At 33.7% G+C, this 17,810-nt stretch carries 17 protein-coding genes; 15 read left to right on the top strand and 2 right to left on the bottom strand.

Annotated features, from left to right (window positions below; translation table 11 throughout):
* Positions 1 to 210: 210 nt before the first annotated feature.
* The 4 genes from apf (at position 211) to AC1RP1_RS00190 (ending at position 3,044) form a co-directional block, all read left to right on the top strand.
* Positions 211 to 828 carry an aggregation-promoting factor gene (apf, locus tag AC1RP1_RS00205; RefSeq protein ID WP_481761101.1) on the top strand — a complete coding sequence of 206 codons (618 nt, stop codon included), beginning with the start codon at positions 211 to 213 and terminating at the stop codon, positions 826 to 828.
* A gap of 135 nt (positions 829 to 963) precedes the next feature.
* A complete protein-coding gene (locus tag AC1RP1_RS00200) occupies positions 964 to 1,653 on the top strand; it encodes a YjjG family noncanonical pyrimidine nucleotidase (RefSeq protein WP_481762165.1) in 690 nt (229 codons plus the stop codon).
* A gap of 38 nt (positions 1,654 to 1,691) precedes the next feature.
* Complete coding sequence (locus AC1RP1_RS00195; RefSeq protein WP_481761103.1) at positions 1,692 to 2,144, top strand: hypothetical protein; 453 nt, start codon at positions 1,692 to 1,694, stop codon at positions 2,142 to 2,144.
* Positions 2,145 to 2,177: 33 nt separating this feature from the next.
* On the top strand, positions 2,178 to 3,044 hold the full coding sequence (locus AC1RP1_RS00190) for a TMEM175 family protein (RefSeq protein ID WP_481761104.1): 867 nt from the start codon (positions 2,178 to 2,180) through the stop codon (positions 3,042 to 3,044).
* Positions 3,045 to 3,146: 102 nt separating this feature from the next.
* On the opposite strand, the gene AC1RP1_RS00185 is transcribed toward AC1RP1_RS00190, so the two are convergent.
* Positions 3,147 to 4,394, bottom strand: a complete 1,248-nt coding sequence (locus tag AC1RP1_RS00185; protein ID WP_481761105.1) for a dicarboxylate/amino acid:cation symporter — start codon at positions 4,392 to 4,394, stop codon at positions 3,147 to 3,149.
* A gap of 256 nt (positions 4,395 to 4,650) precedes the next feature.
* On the opposite strand from AC1RP1_RS00185, the gene AC1RP1_RS00180 reads away from it, so the two are divergent.
* From AC1RP1_RS00180 to AC1RP1_RS00135, 10 genes are all read left to right on the top strand, one after another.
* Complete coding sequence (locus tag AC1RP1_RS00180; protein WP_481761106.1) at positions 4,651 to 5,079, top strand: CopY/TcrY family copper transport repressor; 429 nt, start codon at positions 4,651 to 4,653, stop codon at positions 5,077 to 5,079.
* Positions 5,080 to 5,171: 92 nt separating this feature from the next.
* Positions 5,172 to 5,549 carry a MerR family transcriptional regulator gene (locus AC1RP1_RS00175; protein WP_481761107.1) on the top strand — a complete coding sequence of 126 codons (378 nt, stop codon included), beginning with the start codon at positions 5,172 to 5,174 and terminating at the stop codon, positions 5,547 to 5,549.
* A 70-nt stretch (positions 5,550 to 5,619) separates the two neighbouring features.
* Entirely contained in the window at positions 5,620 to 6,720 is a 1,101-nt protein-coding gene (locus tag AC1RP1_RS00170) for an NADH-dependent flavin oxidoreductase (protein ID WP_481761108.1), read from the top strand.
* Positions 6,721 to 6,915: 195 nt separating this feature from the next.
* Positions 6,916 to 8,028: an aminotransferase gene (locus AC1RP1_RS00165; protein WP_481761109.1), complete on the top strand. Its 1,113-nt coding sequence runs from the start codon at positions 6,916 to 6,918 to the stop codon at positions 8,026 to 8,028.
* A gap of 262 nt (positions 8,029 to 8,290) precedes the next feature.
* Entirely contained in the window at positions 8,291 to 9,853 is a 1,563-nt protein-coding gene (locus AC1RP1_RS00160; protein ID WP_481761110.1) for a YfcC family protein, read from the top strand.
* Positions 9,854 to 10,073: 220 nt separating this feature from the next.
* On the top strand, positions 10,074 to 11,309 hold the full coding sequence (arcA, locus tag AC1RP1_RS00155; protein WP_409021880.1) for an arginine deiminase: 1,236 nt from the start codon (positions 10,074 to 10,076) through the stop codon (positions 11,307 to 11,309).
* 24 nt (positions 11,310 to 11,333) lie between these two features.
* The gene (gene argF / locus AC1RP1_RS00150; RefSeq protein WP_481761111.1) at positions 11,334 to 12,350 is read left to right on the top strand and encodes an ornithine carbamoyltransferase; all 1,017 of its coding nucleotides are present in this window, start codon (positions 11,334 to 11,336) and stop codon (positions 12,348 to 12,350) included.
* Between the two features lie 153 nt (positions 12,351 to 12,503).
* Positions 12,504 to 13,928: an arginine-ornithine antiporter gene (arcD, locus tag AC1RP1_RS00145; protein ID WP_481761112.1), complete on the top strand. Its 1,425-nt coding sequence runs from the start codon at positions 12,504 to 12,506 to the stop codon at positions 13,926 to 13,928.
* Between the two features lie 28 nt (positions 13,929 to 13,956).
* Positions 13,957 to 14,901, top strand: a complete 945-nt coding sequence (arcC, locus tag AC1RP1_RS00140; protein ID WP_409021884.1) for a carbamate kinase — start codon at positions 13,957 to 13,959, stop codon at positions 14,899 to 14,901.
* Between the two features lie 127 nt (positions 14,902 to 15,028).
* Positions 15,029 to 15,757, top strand: coding sequence for a Crp/Fnr family transcriptional regulator (locus AC1RP1_RS00135; protein WP_481761113.1), 729 nt, complete (start codon positions 15,029 to 15,031; stop codon positions 15,755 to 15,757).
* A gap of 62 nt (positions 15,758 to 15,819) precedes the next feature.
* Here the strand turns inward: AC1RP1_RS00135 and AC1RP1_RS00130 are convergent, their stop codons facing one another.
* A complete protein-coding gene (locus AC1RP1_RS00130) occupies positions 15,820 to 16,830 on the bottom strand; it encodes a YeiH family protein (RefSeq protein WP_481761114.1) in 1,011 nt (336 codons plus the stop codon).
* 84 nt (positions 16,831 to 16,914) lie between these two features.
* Between AC1RP1_RS00130 and AC1RP1_RS00125 the strand changes: the two genes are divergently transcribed.
* A complete protein-coding gene (locus tag AC1RP1_RS00125; RefSeq protein ID WP_481761115.1) occupies positions 16,915 to 17,754 on the top strand; it encodes a LysR substrate-binding domain-containing protein in 840 nt (279 codons plus the stop codon).
* Positions 17,755 to 17,810: the final 56 nt, after the last annotated feature.

Below are 17,810 nucleotides of genomic sequence, written 5' to 3'. Positions count from 1 at the left end.
TAGATTAACTGTCACTAAGGGAATAAGAAGGTAATGGTGTATTTGATTTATTTTACATTTATTACGGAATATGATATTTATTACATTATTTCAAGATAATGATATTTGACTGAAATGCTTATGTAAAAACTAACTGATAGTATGAACCTCGTAAGATAAATAAGAAAAAAATAAATAAAAACGTTTAACTTAAAAGGAGAACTAAATATAATGAAATTAAATAAAAAGATGACAAAATTTTCAGTAGCAATGGTAGCAACAGTAGCAGCAGGTCTTGGACTTGCAGTTAAAGCAGCAGATGCTGATGTATATACTGTAAAATCAGGTGATACACTAAATAACATCTCAGCAACTTACGCTAACAAAACATCTAATGATGTCAGTGTTAACGCAATTGTTAAAGAAAATAAAATTAGTAACGCTAATTTAATTTATGTTGGTGAACAATTAACAATCAATACTGATACAGCTGCTAAAACAGCAAATACAGCATCAACAACAAATACAACAACTACTAAGGCAGCAACACCAGCTGCAACTCCTGCTAAAGCAGCAACAACAGTTGCACCAAAGAGTACAGTGTCAACAGCAACTGCAAGCACTACTGATTCATCAAGTGCTAAAGCATGGATTGCTAACAAAGAATCTGGTGGTTCATACTCAGCAAGAAATGGCCAATATATTGGTAAATACCAATTAAGTTCATCATATTTAAATGGTGATTACTCAGCTGCAAACCAAGAAAAAGTAGCTAACAATTACGTAACAAGTCGTTATGGTTCATGGAGTGCTGCAAAATCATTCTGGTTATCAAACGGTTGGTACTAAAATTTAAATTATAAAAATAAGAAGCTTTGGATAGGGATATAATTCCTTATTCAAAGCTTTTTTGTTACTTTAAATCTTATGTTAAAATGATAATGTCCAGTAACTAAATTACATGAATGAAAGTTGAGAATTGAATTGAAAAATTACGAATTTTTACTATTTGATATTGATGATACGTTACTTGATTTTGGGTTAACTGAAAAAGCTGCACTAGAAAAGCTTTTTTTAACGCAAAAAATAACATTAGATGATAAAATAAAACAAAATTATTTGAAATTTAATCAGCAGTTATGGCGCCAATATGAGCGTGGTAATTTAAAGCGGGATCAATTATTAGAAAATCGGTTTGCGATATTTTTCAAAAAACAGTTTAATAGAGTAGTTGATGGTAAAGAGTTGGCTAAACAGTATCAAGATAATCTGTCTGCCGGACATGAAAAAATGATGGGCGCAGATGAATTATTGGCATCAATAGATACAGCTAACTATCAATTGTCGATTATTACCAATGGCGTTGCAAACATGCAGTATAAACGATTAGCAGAATCAAAGTTAGATAAGTACTTTCCGCAAATATTTGTTTCGGAAATGACGGGTTATCAAAAACCAACGGTTGGCTTTTTTAACTATGCTTTTGACCATATTGCTGGATTTAATCCCGATAAGGCACTTATTATTGGTGATTCTTTAACATCAGATATTCAAGGTGGGAACAATGTTCACGTTGATACTGTCTGGTACAATCCGAAAAACATTAAAAATAAGACATCAATAAAAGCGACCTACGAAATTGATGATCTGTTAGCCATAAATAATATAATATAAGAATAATTATAAATCTTGGATTAGAGGAATGGTGAATAATGAAAGATGCTAAAATGATGAAAAATGTTAAAAAGATTATTACGTATGCTATTTTTGTGATTGCTACCTATTTTTTATTTTCACAAGTTTTATCAGTGTCAGAAATAGCAACGGATCGTTCCTTTATGGAGATTGCAAAAGCAGAACCAGTCGTATTTATTATTATCTTTTTTATAATTTATAGTTTATTTATGATAATTAGTATTGCTTTTTTCTATTTTTCTCATATTTTATTAAAAATTAAGGGAAAATATGATATTAGTTTACTTATTTTAAATTTTTTCACAGTTTTTTTAACAATATCAACGCTTGTTATTAAATCAGTTGGAGGGGCATTACCAACAGTAGTTATCAAAACTAGTTTATTTTTTATTTTAATATCGATGTCCTTATCAACGACTGCAAAATTATTAGCCTTACGAGAAGAACGACTAAAAAAAAGAAAAAAATAGGTTAAATATAGCAGTATTTTAAAGGAGGTACATATGAAAATTAAAGAGCGGTTGGATACGTTAAGTGATGCGATTATAGCCATTATTATAACCATTATGGTATTAGAGATGCCAATTGAGATAAAAAATGGGGAGATTAACTTTGTTGGTTTGTTTCAAGCCATTGGAATCTTTATTGTTAGTTTCTGTTTTGTTGCTAATATCTGGTATCAACATGCGGTCGCATTTTCGGAAGTAAATGAAGTACCAAATAAAATAATTGTGATGGATTTAATCTTAATGATGCTTTTATCGTTAATGCCAACCTTCACACGACTAATGACAAGTGATACTGTCAGAGAAACGGTTACAATGTATGGTGTTTTATATTTGTTAATTATTTATCTATTCAGGGAAATTGTAAAAGAAATTATTCATCAAAAATATACAGAAAAATCTGATATGAAAAAAGTATATGTAACCATTTATGGCAGACATAACACAGAAACCGGATTATTAATATTAGCTTTAATTCTTATAGGCTGGTTTTTCCCTAAAATAACGTTAGTCTTTTTTATTATCATACCAATTCGTTCATTTATTACTAATAGTGCAGATAACAGTGAATTTACTAATATTAGTCAAATGGAACCTAAAGGTACTGAGGCATTCTTAGAGATGACACCTGAAGATAGAGAAAAATTAAAACCAATTATTACGACACTTAGAAAAGAAATAAAACAACAAGATCCTGATGCGTGGGAGAATTTTACAGAGGATGCTGAAGAGGCACTCGACGTTAGTGAAGGAACGATACTTAGATGGTTTCGTCAATATCGTCAAGCATTTGAGGATTCACAAAATACGCGAAGAAAAAATATAAAGTATGGTAGAGACCAATTAAGTAGAGAAGATGATTAATAGTAAACTGTCCGTCCAATTTTGGAAAGGGCAGTTTTTAATTACAAAAAACCCCTATACTAGACTGATATTTCAGTATCTAATATAGGGGGATTGTTATTATTATTGTGCCATAAAATCTTTTAACCAATTTTTACCTTCAACGAAACGCGTAACAAGCATTGCAGTAGCAGTATTTCCTGTTGAATTTAATAAAGTTGCGGGAATATCAATGATGGTTGTAATAATTAGAATTAATGGAAGAGCAGCCATTGGGAAACCGAAGATTGAACAAATTAAGGTTTCGGCAACCATACCACCACCTGGAATAGCGCCCATCACGACACCAACCAAGAATGAAACACAGATAATCATAATCATATTATTTAAACTCGTGATATCTTTACCAAAAACGGCAAATAAAAATGTTGTTTTTAAGATGCCACCAATAACAGAGCCATCCTTGTGCGTATTTGCACCTAATGGGATGATCGTATTTGCGATATCTTCGCTCACGCCCATTTTTTTAGAATACTCTAGGTTAACAGGGATACATGCAGCTGAAGAACTTGTTGCAATTGCTGTAACAGCAGGAGCTGAGACATTTTTCCAAAAAATCATAAAACCGGCTTTGCCACCTGCGATAAATGCATAGAAACTCATCATCACAAAGAAGTAGAAAGCTGTAATACCTAAGTAAAGAATGAAACTGCGCAAATATCCGGCAGCAATCTGAGGTCCTAAATTACCGATAATATTGGCAAAGAAACAACCTAAACCAATTGGCGCGTAGATCATCACATATTTAACCATCCGCATAACTACTACGTTTCCAGCTGATAAAAATTTTGTAAATACACTAGATTCTTTACCGGTTGCTGAAGCAGCTGTACCCATTAAAATCGAAAAGATAATTAGTTGTAACATATTATCTTTTGATAATAAATGATAAAAGTCATTAACGGTGAATGTATTAACTAATGTTTCTAAACCAGATGATTTTGTTGATGTATCTTTAACAGTACCCATCAAACCTTTAATCGTATCAACGTTGACGCCGTGAATAGGGTTAAAGAGACGAACACCGATATACCCAATAACACCAGCAATGAAAGCCGTTGTTAGGAAGACAATTAATGTTGTAATCATGATTTTACCAAGTCGTTTCATTTCAGACATTTCTGCGATGGCAGATGAAATACTGAAAAAAACAAGTGGAACTAAAATCATGTACATTAGATTTAGAAAAAGATCTCCTAAAGGTTTAAGGACAGCAGCTTGTTCTTTAAAGATTAAGCCGACAATCCCACCTATGATTAGACCCGAGAGTAATAATAAAGATGTTTTGTAGCGATTAAAAAAAGTAGTCATAAAAAATCCCCTTAAATAATTAGTCTAAAGTCATAAACACTAGTATATCAATTGTTTTGTTTAAAAGCTAAGTTAAAAAAAGGAAACGAATAATATGCAAAAACAAATGAGTTTAATCAATATTAAAAAATGAGATAGTATTAGTTAATAATGAGTATTTAACCGATTATACTAATTTGAAAGATAGCTTATTGACGGGTTAAATACATTAGTTTACAATTGTAATCATAAGACCAATGAAAGAAGGGCAATACTAATGAATAATAAAAAAATAATTGAAATTAGCGACGCTGAGTGGGAAGTTATGCGTGTTATCTGGACATTAGGTCAGAGTACTAGTAATGAAATATTTAAGAATTTAAAAGAAAAAAAGAATTGGCAAATGCCAACAATAAAAACATTATTGGGTCGATTAGTAAAAAAGGGTGCATTATCTGCTGATAAAGAGGGCCGAGCATTCATATACAAACCCCTAATAGAAGAACAAACGACGATGGATCATGTTAGTCAGTTATTATTTGAACATATGTGCCAAATGAAAATTGGCTCAACAATTGCCGATTTATTAAGTGAAGTTGAGTTAAGCCAATCAGATATTGTGAAACTACAAAGTGTGATTGATGAAAAAAGTAAAAATGCACCAGAAATGGTTGAATGTAACTGCTTAGCTGAAAAAATGATGTAAATGTTTCATGTGAAACATTATAAAATTTAATCTGATCCTTTATCTTAATTGTCTAATGAGATTAAAAAAGATGAGAATAGGAGTGTTTGATTTTGAATATTAAAAAAGTAAGTGAGAAGTTTGATTTACCGACTGCGACGTTACGATATTATGAGGAAGTAGGACTTATTCCCACTGTATCACGGAATACAAGCGGGTATCGGGACTATGATGAAATCGATTTAGAATGGGTTAATTTTGCAAAACATATGCGTCAAACGGGGATTTCAATCAACATTTTAAAAGAATATGCTGACCTAACGCAACAAGGTGAGGCCACTGAAGAGCAACGTAAACAGATTTTGATTAAACAGCAACGATTATTAGGTGAACAAATCGCGGCGATGCAAGATACTTATAATTTTTTAGATAATAAAATTGAAACGTACGAAAATCATGTAAAACAGATGTTAAAAATGACCGATAAATAAAAAGCTTGCCTTCAAGTCGACTTGAAGGTTTATTATAAACCTATATTAGATATAGGAGGAACATTTTATAATGATTAAGCAAATTAACTTACGAAAAAAATTCAATTTAAATGAACAAATAACCCTACAAAATAAACTTGTGATGGCACCTATGACAACATGGGCAAGTAACGATGATCAAACAGTTTCTGAAGCAGAAATTAGTTATTACGAACAACGTGCAAAACAGGTCGGAATGGTTATCACAGGTTCGAGCCATGTACAAGAAAATGGTGTTGGATTTGATCATGAAATTGGTGTTTATGAAGATCGATTTATACCAGGTTTGACGAAGTTAGCCACAGCTATTAAGGCCGGTGGGGCAAAGGCCATCTTACAATTAAATCATGCTGGAAATAAGGCATTACCAGAATTAATTACAAATCATGACGTTGTTAGTGCGAGTCCAGTACCAGCACCAAAAACACCATTTGCTCCAGCACAGACACCTCGAGAATTGGCAGAAGAAGAGCTAATACAAGTTATAAAGGCTTTCGGAACAGCAACTAAACGTGCAATTCAAGCAGGTTTTGATGGTATTGAAATTCACGGTGCCCATGGATTTCTAATTCAAAATTTTCTTTCACCACACTATAATCATCGGACTGATCAGTGGGGCGGATCATTAGAAAATAGATTACGATTTGCTATGGCAGTAGTTGATGAAGTTCAACGAGTGGCTGATGAAAATACGACTAAAGAATTTATTATCGGTTACCGAATTACACTTGAAGAACGTGAAACAGATGGTCTTAAATTAGAAGATACAGAAGCTTTGATAACGAATTTAGTTGCTAAACAGGTGAGTTATTTGCACCTTTCGTTGGGTGATGCGTTAACTGATGGTCCAAAGGGTGGTGAACCCTATATTCAAAGAGTTTCTCAACTAGTTAATCAACGGGTACCAATCGTGGCAGCCGGCTCATTAAATACTTTTGATAGAGCAACGACAGCATTAAAATCGGGATTAGATTTAGTTGCTGTTGGGTCAGCATTAGTTGCAAATCCTAATTTGCTAAATCAAGAAAAATGGCAATTAACGTTATCGATGAGTGATCCTAGTATCCCTAAGTTAATGTTAAAAAAAATCCAAGCGCTGGGTAGCACATTTGGATTTACCTTAGTAGATTAGATAATTTATTAAAAACTGTAATATCTGTTGTTGATGATAGGAAAACCTATTACTGGCAACAGATTTTTTATGTTATAAAATTAAAAGTTCAGATTTGTCATTTTAATATATTTAAACAGACACTGGCTTAATTTTTAATTTCTGTTATTATTTAGGACGTTAAGACAAATAATATAGATTGGAGAATGATAACTTATGGAAATTGCAGGATTTGGCGTTGAAGAGTGGTTAAATGTCTATGAATCTAAAGCTACGTATGATATTGCACAAAGAACGGTTTCATCGATGACAATGAACGAATTATTAAATATTGGTCAAGAAAATGGTCAGGATTTTTATCGTGATTTAGATGCACAAAAGATGAATTATGGTTGGATTGAGGGGTCCCCAGCTTTTAAAGCAGAGGTTAGCAAACTTTATAAAGCGGTTTCGCCGGAACAAGTTTTACAAACTAATGGTGCAACAGGAGCAAATCAACTGGCACTATACGCGTTGATTGAACCTGGTGATCATGTGATTTCTATGTATCCTAGTTATCAGCAACTCTATGATATTCCTAAATCATTAGGAGCTGAAGTCGATTTTTGGAATATTTCTGAAAAAAATCAATGGATGCCTGATTTGGATGAATTACGAGCAATTATTCGACCAGATACTAAAATGATTTGTTTAAATAATGCGAATAACCCAACGGGAACAGTAATTGAAACTAAACTAATGACTGAAATCGTTAAAATTGCAAAAGAAGTCGGCGCATATGTATTAGTTGATGAGGTCTATTTACCTTTAGATGATACAACGGACGTAAGTTCAATTGTTGATTTATATGACAAAGGTATTGCGACGAATAGTTTATCAAAAACCTATTCAACTCCCGGTATTAGAATCGGTTGGACGGTTGCTAGTCCAGCTGTTACAGATATTTTTAGAAAATACCGTGATTATACGATGATTTGTGCAGGTGTATTTAATGACCAAATGGCTGTTCATATTTTAAAAAATAAAGAATTAGTATTGGATAGAAATCGACAAATTGTGAAACGAAATTTAAAAATTTTAAGTGATTGGGTGGAAAATGAGCCAGCAGTTAGCTTAGTAGTGCCAAAATCTGTCTCGACTTCATTTATAAAATTTGAAACAATTGAAGATGATGAACAATTTTGTCAAAAATTATTAAAAGATTATGGGGTTTTATTAGTACCTGGAAGCCGATTTGGTGTGCCAGGACATGCAAGATTAGGTTACTGTGCTAAAGAATCCGTTTTAGTAGAAGGATTAAAACGCTTGTCACAAGCATTACATGAATAAGTTTAGTGCATCAAAGAGAGATAAAAAGTAGATTTACAAGTTACTTTTTATCTCTCTTTTTGTGGAAAGTAAAATTAGATGATAAATCAAAAAGTGTGAGCTGGTTCACACTTTTAATGTAACCGATTTCACACCAGAAACTGTAGACTGTTGATATACTCCAAGCGAAACGACCGGCAGAGGAGGGTGTCATGATAAAAATACAGTAAAAGGATAACGCCGCTATCTATTTGGTATAAAACAATTAAAGGAGGAAATTATAATGGATTCAACGACAACAATGGAAAAGGTACCTAAAAAGAAATTTAAGTTAAAAATGCCCGGCGCTTTTGTTATTTTATTTATATTAACGATTGTTGCAGTTATGGCAACATGGATTATTCCAGCGGGCTCTTACTCTAAATTATCTTATGATCAGGCAAGTACGGAATTAAAAATTACCGATGCGCATGGGAATGTAAAAAAAGTTCCTGCGACACAAAATCAATTGGATAAACTTCATGTCAAAATTGATATTAAACAATTTACATCAGGTGGTATTACGGCAGCAGTATCAATACCTAATACATATCAGCGATTGAAGCAAAATCCGGCAGGACCAGCTGATATCACAAATAGTATGGTTAACGGGACAATTGAAGCCGTAGATATTATGGTCTTTATTTTAGTCCTGGGTGGTTTAATTGGTGTTGTTAAAGTCAGCGGCGCGTTTGAATCAGGTTTAATTGCGCTAACTAAGAAAACCAAAGGTCATGAATTTTTATCAATTTTCTTTGTTTCAATTTTAATGGTTTTAGGCGGAACTCTTTGCGGGATTGAAGAAGAGGCAGTGGCCTTCTATCCAATATTGGTACCAGTATTTATCGCGATGGGCTATGATTCGATAGTCTGCGTGGGGGCAATTTTCTTATCCAGTTCTATTGGGACCACATTCTCTACGATTAATCCGTTCTCAGTTGTTATTGCGTCAAATGCAGCCGGAATTGATTTTACGCAAGGTATGATTTGGCGGATTGTTGGTTTGATTGTCGGGTCTATTTTCTTAATTATTTATTTAGGACGTTATAGTAAAAAGGTTAAGGATGATCCAACAGCTTCAATTACTTATGAAGATAGTAAAGACTTTAATCGATTATGGTCAGTATCTTCAGGTGAAGGTGGTAATAAATCAGTTTTCACTATTCGTAAGAAAATTATTCTATTATTATTTGTTGTGACATTCCCAATCATGGTTTGGGGCGTTATGGCAAAAGGTTGGTGGTTCCCAACGATGGCATCTTCATTCTTGGTATTTGCTATCGCCATTATGTTCTTAACAGGTACAGGTCGAGATGGTCTAGGTGAAAAGGGTGTCATTGATGCTTTTGTCAGTGGTGCATCTAGTTTAGTTGGGGTGTCATTTATTATTGGACTTGCCAGAGGGATAAATATCGTGTTAAATCAAGGATTGATTTCAGATACCATTCTTCAATATGCGTCATCTTTAGTTGTTGGCGTAAGTGGACCAATTTTCATAATTATCATGATGGTTATTTTCTTCTTCCTTGGATTTATCGTACCTTCTTCATCCGGATTAGCCGTTTTAGCAATGCCAATATTTGCGCCATTAGCTGATTCTGCAGATATTCCAAGATTTATTGTCGTTTCTGCTTATCAATTTGGACAGTATGCAATGCTTTTCTTAGCACCAACAGGGTTAGTTATGGCAACACTTCAAATGTTAAATATCAGATATTCGCACTGGGTAAAATTCGTTTGGCCCGTCGTTGTCTTTGTTCTATTATTTGGTGGTGCACTCTTAGTATTACAAGTCTTAATTTATTAAAGTAAGAATTATCATAAAAATAATGTACTTTTAATGTTTCTCATTTAATAATTTTAAAAACACGGTAGTGGAAGCGTTTTATAAATGTAATATACGATATTGAACCGTAAGAATCCTCATAATGAGAAATAGTTCACATTATAGGTGTAAGCGTTTACTAATATAGGCTAATTATTCCTGTTATGCTATGCATGTAATAAATATATGGGAGGTAATCATTATGACAAGTCCAGTACACGTAACATCAGAAATCGGAACTCTTAAAACAGTTTTGTTAAAGAGACCCGGTAAAGAAGTTGAAAACTTAACACCAGATATCATGGGTCGTCTTTTATTTGACGATATTCCATACTTACCTGAAATTCAAAGAGAACATGATTTTTTCGCAAAAACATTGCAAGACAATGGCGTTGAAACAATTTATCTTGAAACATTGGCTGCAGAAGCTTTAGATGCAGGAAATGTAAAAGAAGAATTCTTGGAAAAAATGTTAGATGAATCAGGTTTAGTTTCTAGCACACTCCATGCTGCATTGAAAGAATATTTACTTTCAATGGAAACACAAGATATGGTTGATAAAATTATGGCTGGCGTTAGAACAAATGAAATCGATTACAAGTCAAATGCTTTAGTTGATTTAAGTTCTTCTGAAGACTATCCATTCTTTATGGATCCAATGCCTAACCTTTACTTTACACGTGACCCAGCAGCATCAATGGGTGATGGTTTAACAATTAACCGTATGACATTCGCTGCACGTCGTCGCGAATCATTATTTATGGAATACATTATGGAATACCATCCACGTTTTGCTAATAAAGGCGTAAACGTATGGCGTAGTCGTAACCATCTCGACCGTATGGAAGGTGGAGACGAATTAATTTTAAACGACCACGTTCTTGCAATTGGTATTTCGCAACGTACTTCAGCTCGTTCAATCGAAGAATTAGCACAAGTATTATTTGCAAAACACAGTGGCTTTGATAAGATTCTAGCAATTAAAATCCCTAATAACCGTGCAATGATGCATTTGGATACAGTGTTCACAATGATTGATTACGATAAATTTACAATTCATCCAGGAATCCAAGATAATGGCGGAAACGTTGATACATTTATCTTAGAACCAGGTAAAGATAACCACATTAACATTTCACATCGTACAGACTTACAAAATGTCTTACGTGAAGTCTTAAAAGTACCAGAACTTATCTTAATTCCAGTTGGTAACGGCGATGCAGTAGTTGCACCTCGTGAACAATGGAATGATGGTTCAAATACATTGGCAATCGCTCCTAATACAGTTGTAACTTATAATCGTAACTACGTTTCAAATGAAGTCCTAAGAAGTTATGGAATTAAAGTTATTGAAGTTATTTCAGCCGAATTATCACGAGGTCGTGGTGGTCCACGTTGTATGAGTATGCCTATCGTTCGTGAAGACTTAAAAAAATAAAATTTAAAAAAGGTGGAAATTAATATGTCAAACACAGTCTTTCAAGGTCGCAGTCTTTTAGCAGAAAAAGATTTTACTCCAGAAGAATTAGAATATTTAATCGATTTCTCAATTCATTTAAAAGATTTGAAAAAACGTGGAATCCCTCATAAATATCTTCAAGGTAAGAATATTGCCTTACTTTTTGAAAAAAATTCAACAAGAACACGTGCTGCTTTCACAACAGCATCAGTTGATTTAGGTGCTCATCCTGAATTTCTTGGAAAAAATGATATTCAATTAGGTAAAAAAGAATCAGTTGAAGATACAGCTAAAGTATTAGGTAGTATGTTCGACGGTATTGAATTCCGTGGATTCAGCCAAGATGTTGTTGAAGGATTAGCTAAATTCTCAGGCGTTCCTGTATGGAATGGTTTAACTGATGAATGGCATCCAACACAAATGATTGCTGATTTTATGACTGTTAAAGAAAACTTTGGCAAATTAAAAGGCATCACATTAACATACGTTGGGGATGGCCGTAACAATATGGCTAACAGCCTTTTGGTAACTGGATCAATGTTAGGTGTAAATATTCATATCGTTGCACCTGACTCATTACAACCAACTGAAGAAGTTCAAAAATTTGCTGCTGAATTTGCTAAAAAATCAGGAAGCAAGAACATGATTACTTCAGACGTTGATAAAGGGGTTAAAGGTTCAGATATTCTTTACACAGATGTTTGGGTATCAATGGGTGAAGAAGATAAATTCGAAGAACGTATTAACACATTGAAACCATACCAATTAAACATGGACATGGTTAAAAAGACTGGTAATGAAAATATGATCATCATGCATTGTTTACCAGCATTCCATGGCATTGAAACTGAATATGGTAAAGAAATGTTCGAAAAATATGGTGTTAAAGAAATGGAAATTACTGACGAAGCATTCCGTAGTAAATATGCGCGTCAATTTGAAGAAGCAGAAAACAGAATGCATTCAATCAAAGCAATTATGGCTGCAACTGCAGGAAACTTATTCATTCCACGCGTTTAATAACATTATGATAGTTTGTTTTTAACGGTGAAAGTAACTTAACAGGGAAGTGTCTCTGCAAAAAAATAGGCTGTCATTAGGGGGACTAATCTGGAGCAAGACTTTAGATTAGGTCCCTTTTTATTTTTAATAAAGAAAGTAGGCAGTTAAATTATGGACGAAAAACATACAGTTAAAAAAATTAGTTTAATGGCGCTAGTCGCGTTAGTTATTAGTTCTTCTATTGGTGGTGGGGTCTTCGGACTAACCTCTGATTTAGCCAATGCATCTTCACCCGGTCCTGCTCTAATTGGTTGGGTAATTGTCGGAATTGGTATTTTGATGTTATCTCTTTCATTGAATAACTTATTAAATAAAGAACCAGATTTAGAAGGTATTTTTACTTATGCAGAAAAAGGATTTGGACCATTCGCTGGATTCATCAGTGGTTGGGGTTACTGGTTATCTGCTTGGTTAGGAAACGTTGCATTCGCTACAATCTTGATGAGTGCGGTTGGTTACTTTTTCCCTATCTTTAAATCAGGACAAAATCTACCTTCAATTTTAATTGCAAGTATCCTTTGCTGGGGATTAACATACTTTGTTAATCGCGGTATTGAAGGTGCAGCAGCAATCAATGCGATTGTTACGGTCTGCAAATTAATTCCAATTTTTGTATTTATTGTTGTTGCTATATTCTTATTCAAGATCGATATTTTTACAGCTAACTTCTGGGGCACAATGAGTCATAACTTCGTTGTTGGCGATGTCGCTTCACAAATTAAAAAATGTATGATGGTTATGATGTGGGTCTTTGTAGGTATCGAAGGGGCATCAATGTTGTCTTCTCGTGCAGAAAAGAAATCTGATGCAGGTAAGGCTACAATCATTGGCTTAATTAGTTTATTAGTCGTTTACGTTTTAGCTTCAATGTTACCATACGGTATTTTGACACAAGCACAATTAGCTTCAATTCATCAACCAGCAATGTTATATATTGCTGTTGAAATGGTTGGACCAGTTGGTGGTTACGTTATCGGTATTGGCTTAATTGTTTCAATTTTGGGTGCATGGTTATCATGGACAATGCTTCCAGCAGAAACAATGTTATTAATGGCCAAAAGTAAATTATTACCCGGTTACTTTGGTAAAGTTAATGATAAAAAAGCACCAACTTTTGCTTTAATCGTAACAGGCGGATTAGTACAATTATTCCTTTTCACGCTTTTATTCACAGATAAGGCTTATAATTTTGCTTATTCACTATGTACAGCTTCAATTATTGTTTGTTATATCTTAGTTGCGATGTATCAAGTTAAATACTCAATTCAACATATTGATGAAAAAGGCAATAAAGCACAATTAGTATATGGTTTAATTGCGCTATTATTCCAAGTTGCCGGGATTATTATGGCCGGTATCAGTTATTTATTACTCTGTTTAATCGCTTACATTCCAGGGATTTACTTCTATGGGAAAGCAAGAGTAGCACAAGGTGAAAAATTCTTATCAAAAGGCGAAATAGGTATAACCCTGGTTATAATTATTGGTGCTTGCATTGGTATTTGGTTAATTGCTTCAGGAAAAATGGTTGTTTAATAAATAAAAAAATGAGGAGTCGATTAATATGTCAAGAAAAATTGTTATTGCTTTAGGTGGAAATGCTATTTTATCAAAGGATGCTAGTGCTGAGGCACAACAAAAAGCATTGCGAGAAACAGCTGAATATCTTGTTAAATTTGTTGAAAAAGGGGATAAATTAATTATCTCTCATGGTAATGGTCCACAAGTTGGGAACTTATTACTTCAACAAGCAGCTGCAGTTTCTGAAAAGAACCCAGCCTTACCATTAGATACTTGTGTTGCAATGACACAAGGAAGTATTGGTTATTGGATGCAAAATGCATTGGATAATGCATTGGTTGAAAAAGGAATCAATAAAGAAGTTGCAACTATTGTGACACAAGTTATCGTTGATCAAAATGATGCTGCATTTAGTAACCCAACTAAACCAGTTGGTCCATTCTATTCAGAAACAGCTGCTAAAGCAGAAATGGCTGCACATGAAGAGATGACATTTGTTGAAGATGCTGGTCGTGGATGGCGTCGTGTTGTTCCTTCACCACGTCCAACTGGGATTAAAGAATACAAAACAATCGATCAATTAACAGAAAATGGTGTTATTTCAATTTCTGTTGGTGGCGGTGGTGTTCCTGTTGTTGAAGAAAACGGTAAATTACATGGCGTAGAAGCTGTTATTGATAAAGATTTCGCTTCAGAAAAATTAGCTGAATTGGTAGATGCTGATTTACTTATTATTTTGACGAGTGTTGATAATGTTTATGTTAACTTCAATAAACCTAATCAAGAAAAATTAGAACAGGTAACTGTTTCTGAATTAAAAGAATATATCAAAGAAGATCAATTCGCTAAAGGTAGTATGTTACCTAAGATTGAAGCTGCGATTGAATTCGTTGAAGCAAGTAAAAAGGGTCGCGCAATTGTGACATCTTTAGAAAACATCAGTCAATTATTAGATAATGATGCTGGGACAGTTATCGTAAAAGGTTAATAAAAAGCGATAGTTAAGCTGAACTAGCTAACAAAGTTGTAAGGTAAATTGTGGCCAAGGAATATCCATGTTAAAATGATAAAGGAGAGAGTTTAGGGAGTTAGTAATTAGTGGAGGGGATCAAACAATGCAAAAAATTAAAGCAGTACCCCAATATATGCAGTATTTAAGAAAATTATCAGATTTTGAAGCACTTACTGATGAAGAAGCCAATTTACTAATGAACAACATGAGTATCAAATCGTTCCAAAAAGGTCAGGTTCTTTTTGACGAAAATGATCAACGTACACGTTTTTATTTTTTAATAGAAGGCGTAATACGGGTTGAACGATTTGATATTGATGGCGACTTTGGATTTTATTCATATATCAAAAATGACTTAGGATTTCCGTATCGAGGCTTACTAAGTGATAAAAATTACCCTTATTTAGCGAGAGCCATGACGGATATACAAATCGTCTATTTCCCAATGGCCTTAGTTGAACGGATATTGAAGCAAAATATTCTGATGGCTACTCGATCAATAAGGGAGATGTCAACAATTCTAAGCGCTACAGAGAATCAAGTGCAAAGAATGGTAACGTCTAGTGCTCATGATCGAATTGTACAAGCTATCAATATTTTAGCAGAACAATTAGGTGCTGATTTCACAGAAAAGCATGTCGTTATTCCTTATCGTGTCACGATTAAAGAGCTAGCGTTAGTTAGCGGGACTACTCGTGAAACAGCCGGACATGTGATTAAGTGCTTGGCTAAAAATAAGGAAATCATTTTTGAACGGCAGCAATTAACATTGTTGGAAGGTTGGTTTGCTGATCAGAGTTTTGACCGGCAAGAACGCATCTTTAAATTATAATCTGAATAAAAAAATGATCATATGACTTTGGCATATTATGGCCAGGTCATATGATTATTTTTTTAAAATAAAATTGTAATTAAACCGATTGCTAATACTACTTGAACAAGCATAATACCACCAGCATAAAGTAATAAACGCTTGCCTTGACTAAATAGTGATTTTAAATTTAACCGAAGGCCAATAGCAGCTAAGGCGATTATTTCACACCATGTACTTAGAAAATGTGCAGTTTCACCAATTCGTGAAGGTAAAAAATGTAAACTATTAAGGACACAAAGTGTTAAAAATCCAATAACATACCAAGGAACTAAAGTTGATTTTTTTGTTGTTACTTGTGACGCTTTTTGGGTAGGTTGATTCTTGCTGTGTAAATAGCTAAAAATAGTAATAACAAATACTAAACAAATAATTCTTAATATTTTGAACAATGTAGCAGTTACGATGACATCCTGATTTAGCATAGTTGCACTTGCAACTACTTGCCCAACAGATTGCACAGTTCCACCAATTAAGACACCTCTGAAAACATTGTTACCACCCCAGAGGAGGGTTCCAATAATAGGTAATGTTAACATTAAAATGGTTCCCATTAGATTAACTAACGTAATTGAAATTCCAGTTTCTTCATTATCAGCATCAATAACTGGGGCAATTGCACCAATGGCTGATGAACCACAGACAGCATTTCCACCGGCCATTAATAAGTAAGTACCTTCACCAAAGGCTAATTTTTTACCTAGCCAAATTGCAAAAATAATTGTGATACTCATTTGAAGAAAAGTAAAAAGTAAGCCATTTAAACCAATTTCTTTAATACTTTGAAATGTGATAGTCGCACCTAACAAAAGAACTGAGTATTCTAATAAACGTTTCTCAGAAAATTTAGTTCCGGCCGTTAGTGTGGGTTGATGTAGAACAGTATTACCTAAAATGATTCCAATGAATAAAGCAATAGTTGCACCACCTAACATGGGCAACCAAAGTTTAGCAATAAAATAGCTGGCAAGCCCAATTAGTAAGGCAACGATAAATCCTGGTAGTAAGTTAGTTATTTTTTTCAATATGATCATCCTCTCTAAACAATACTTTAACTATAGCTGATTTCTTTTAATTAATAAAATAAATCTTTATAATAAGTACTATTAATAAAACGAATGGAAGTGGTTAATATTTTTAAAAATTTAGAAATTTTTAAATCAGTTTATGAAACAAGGAACTTTACTACTAGTGCGCAACTACTATTTTTATCACAACCAACGATTTCAGTTCAAATTAAGCAATTGGAAGAAACATTAGGTGTTATGTTATTTGAAAGAAATGGCCGACAACAAATTGTACCTACCGAGAGTGGAACGCTACTTTACCAGCAAACACAGCAATTACTAGATTTATGGCAGCAAGATTTATTTGCCTTAAAACATCAAAAAACTGATCAGAAAATTGCCTGTAAAATAGCTGCCTCACACACCACTGCAGCATACTTACTACCTGACCTGTTACGCAAAAATAAGGAATCTCTAAAACGATTAGAATTAGAAGTTAGCGTTCTTAATTCATCACAAATTATGGAACAATTAAAGCAACATAAGTTAGATTTTGGATTTATTGAAAAACCGTTGACTGAGAAGAATATTAAACGTTACTCGTTGACGACTGATCAATTAGTTTGGGCTGGTAATGAGGATGAGCCGTGGTTACTTAGAGAACATGGATCAGGTGTTTATCATTATTCAATTAACTACTTAAAAGCAAATAATTTAACGTTAGAGCACTTCATGACGATTAAAAGTAATTCATTAATTATTCAATTGCTCAGACAAGGTATAGGGCAATCAATTGTTTCACAGACTGCACTGACTGATTACCCAGAGATACCAGTCAAAGTACTATCAAAACAGTATCAGCGTGAATTCTACCTTGTTGGAAGAAACGAACTACCAAAGCCAATTCAAGAATTTGTAACTTGTTTAATAAATGAATCTTCTAAAGTATAGATTAAGGTTATCAGACTTAAGTATAAAATAATTAGGTTAAATAAATTGCTTACTTT

This window comes from Dellaglioa sp. CoH-56-MRSF-13 (genome assembly GCF_056782095.1).
Note: the sequence above shows the minus strand (reverse complement) of the source record. Positions and strands in the feature narration are given on the sequence as shown.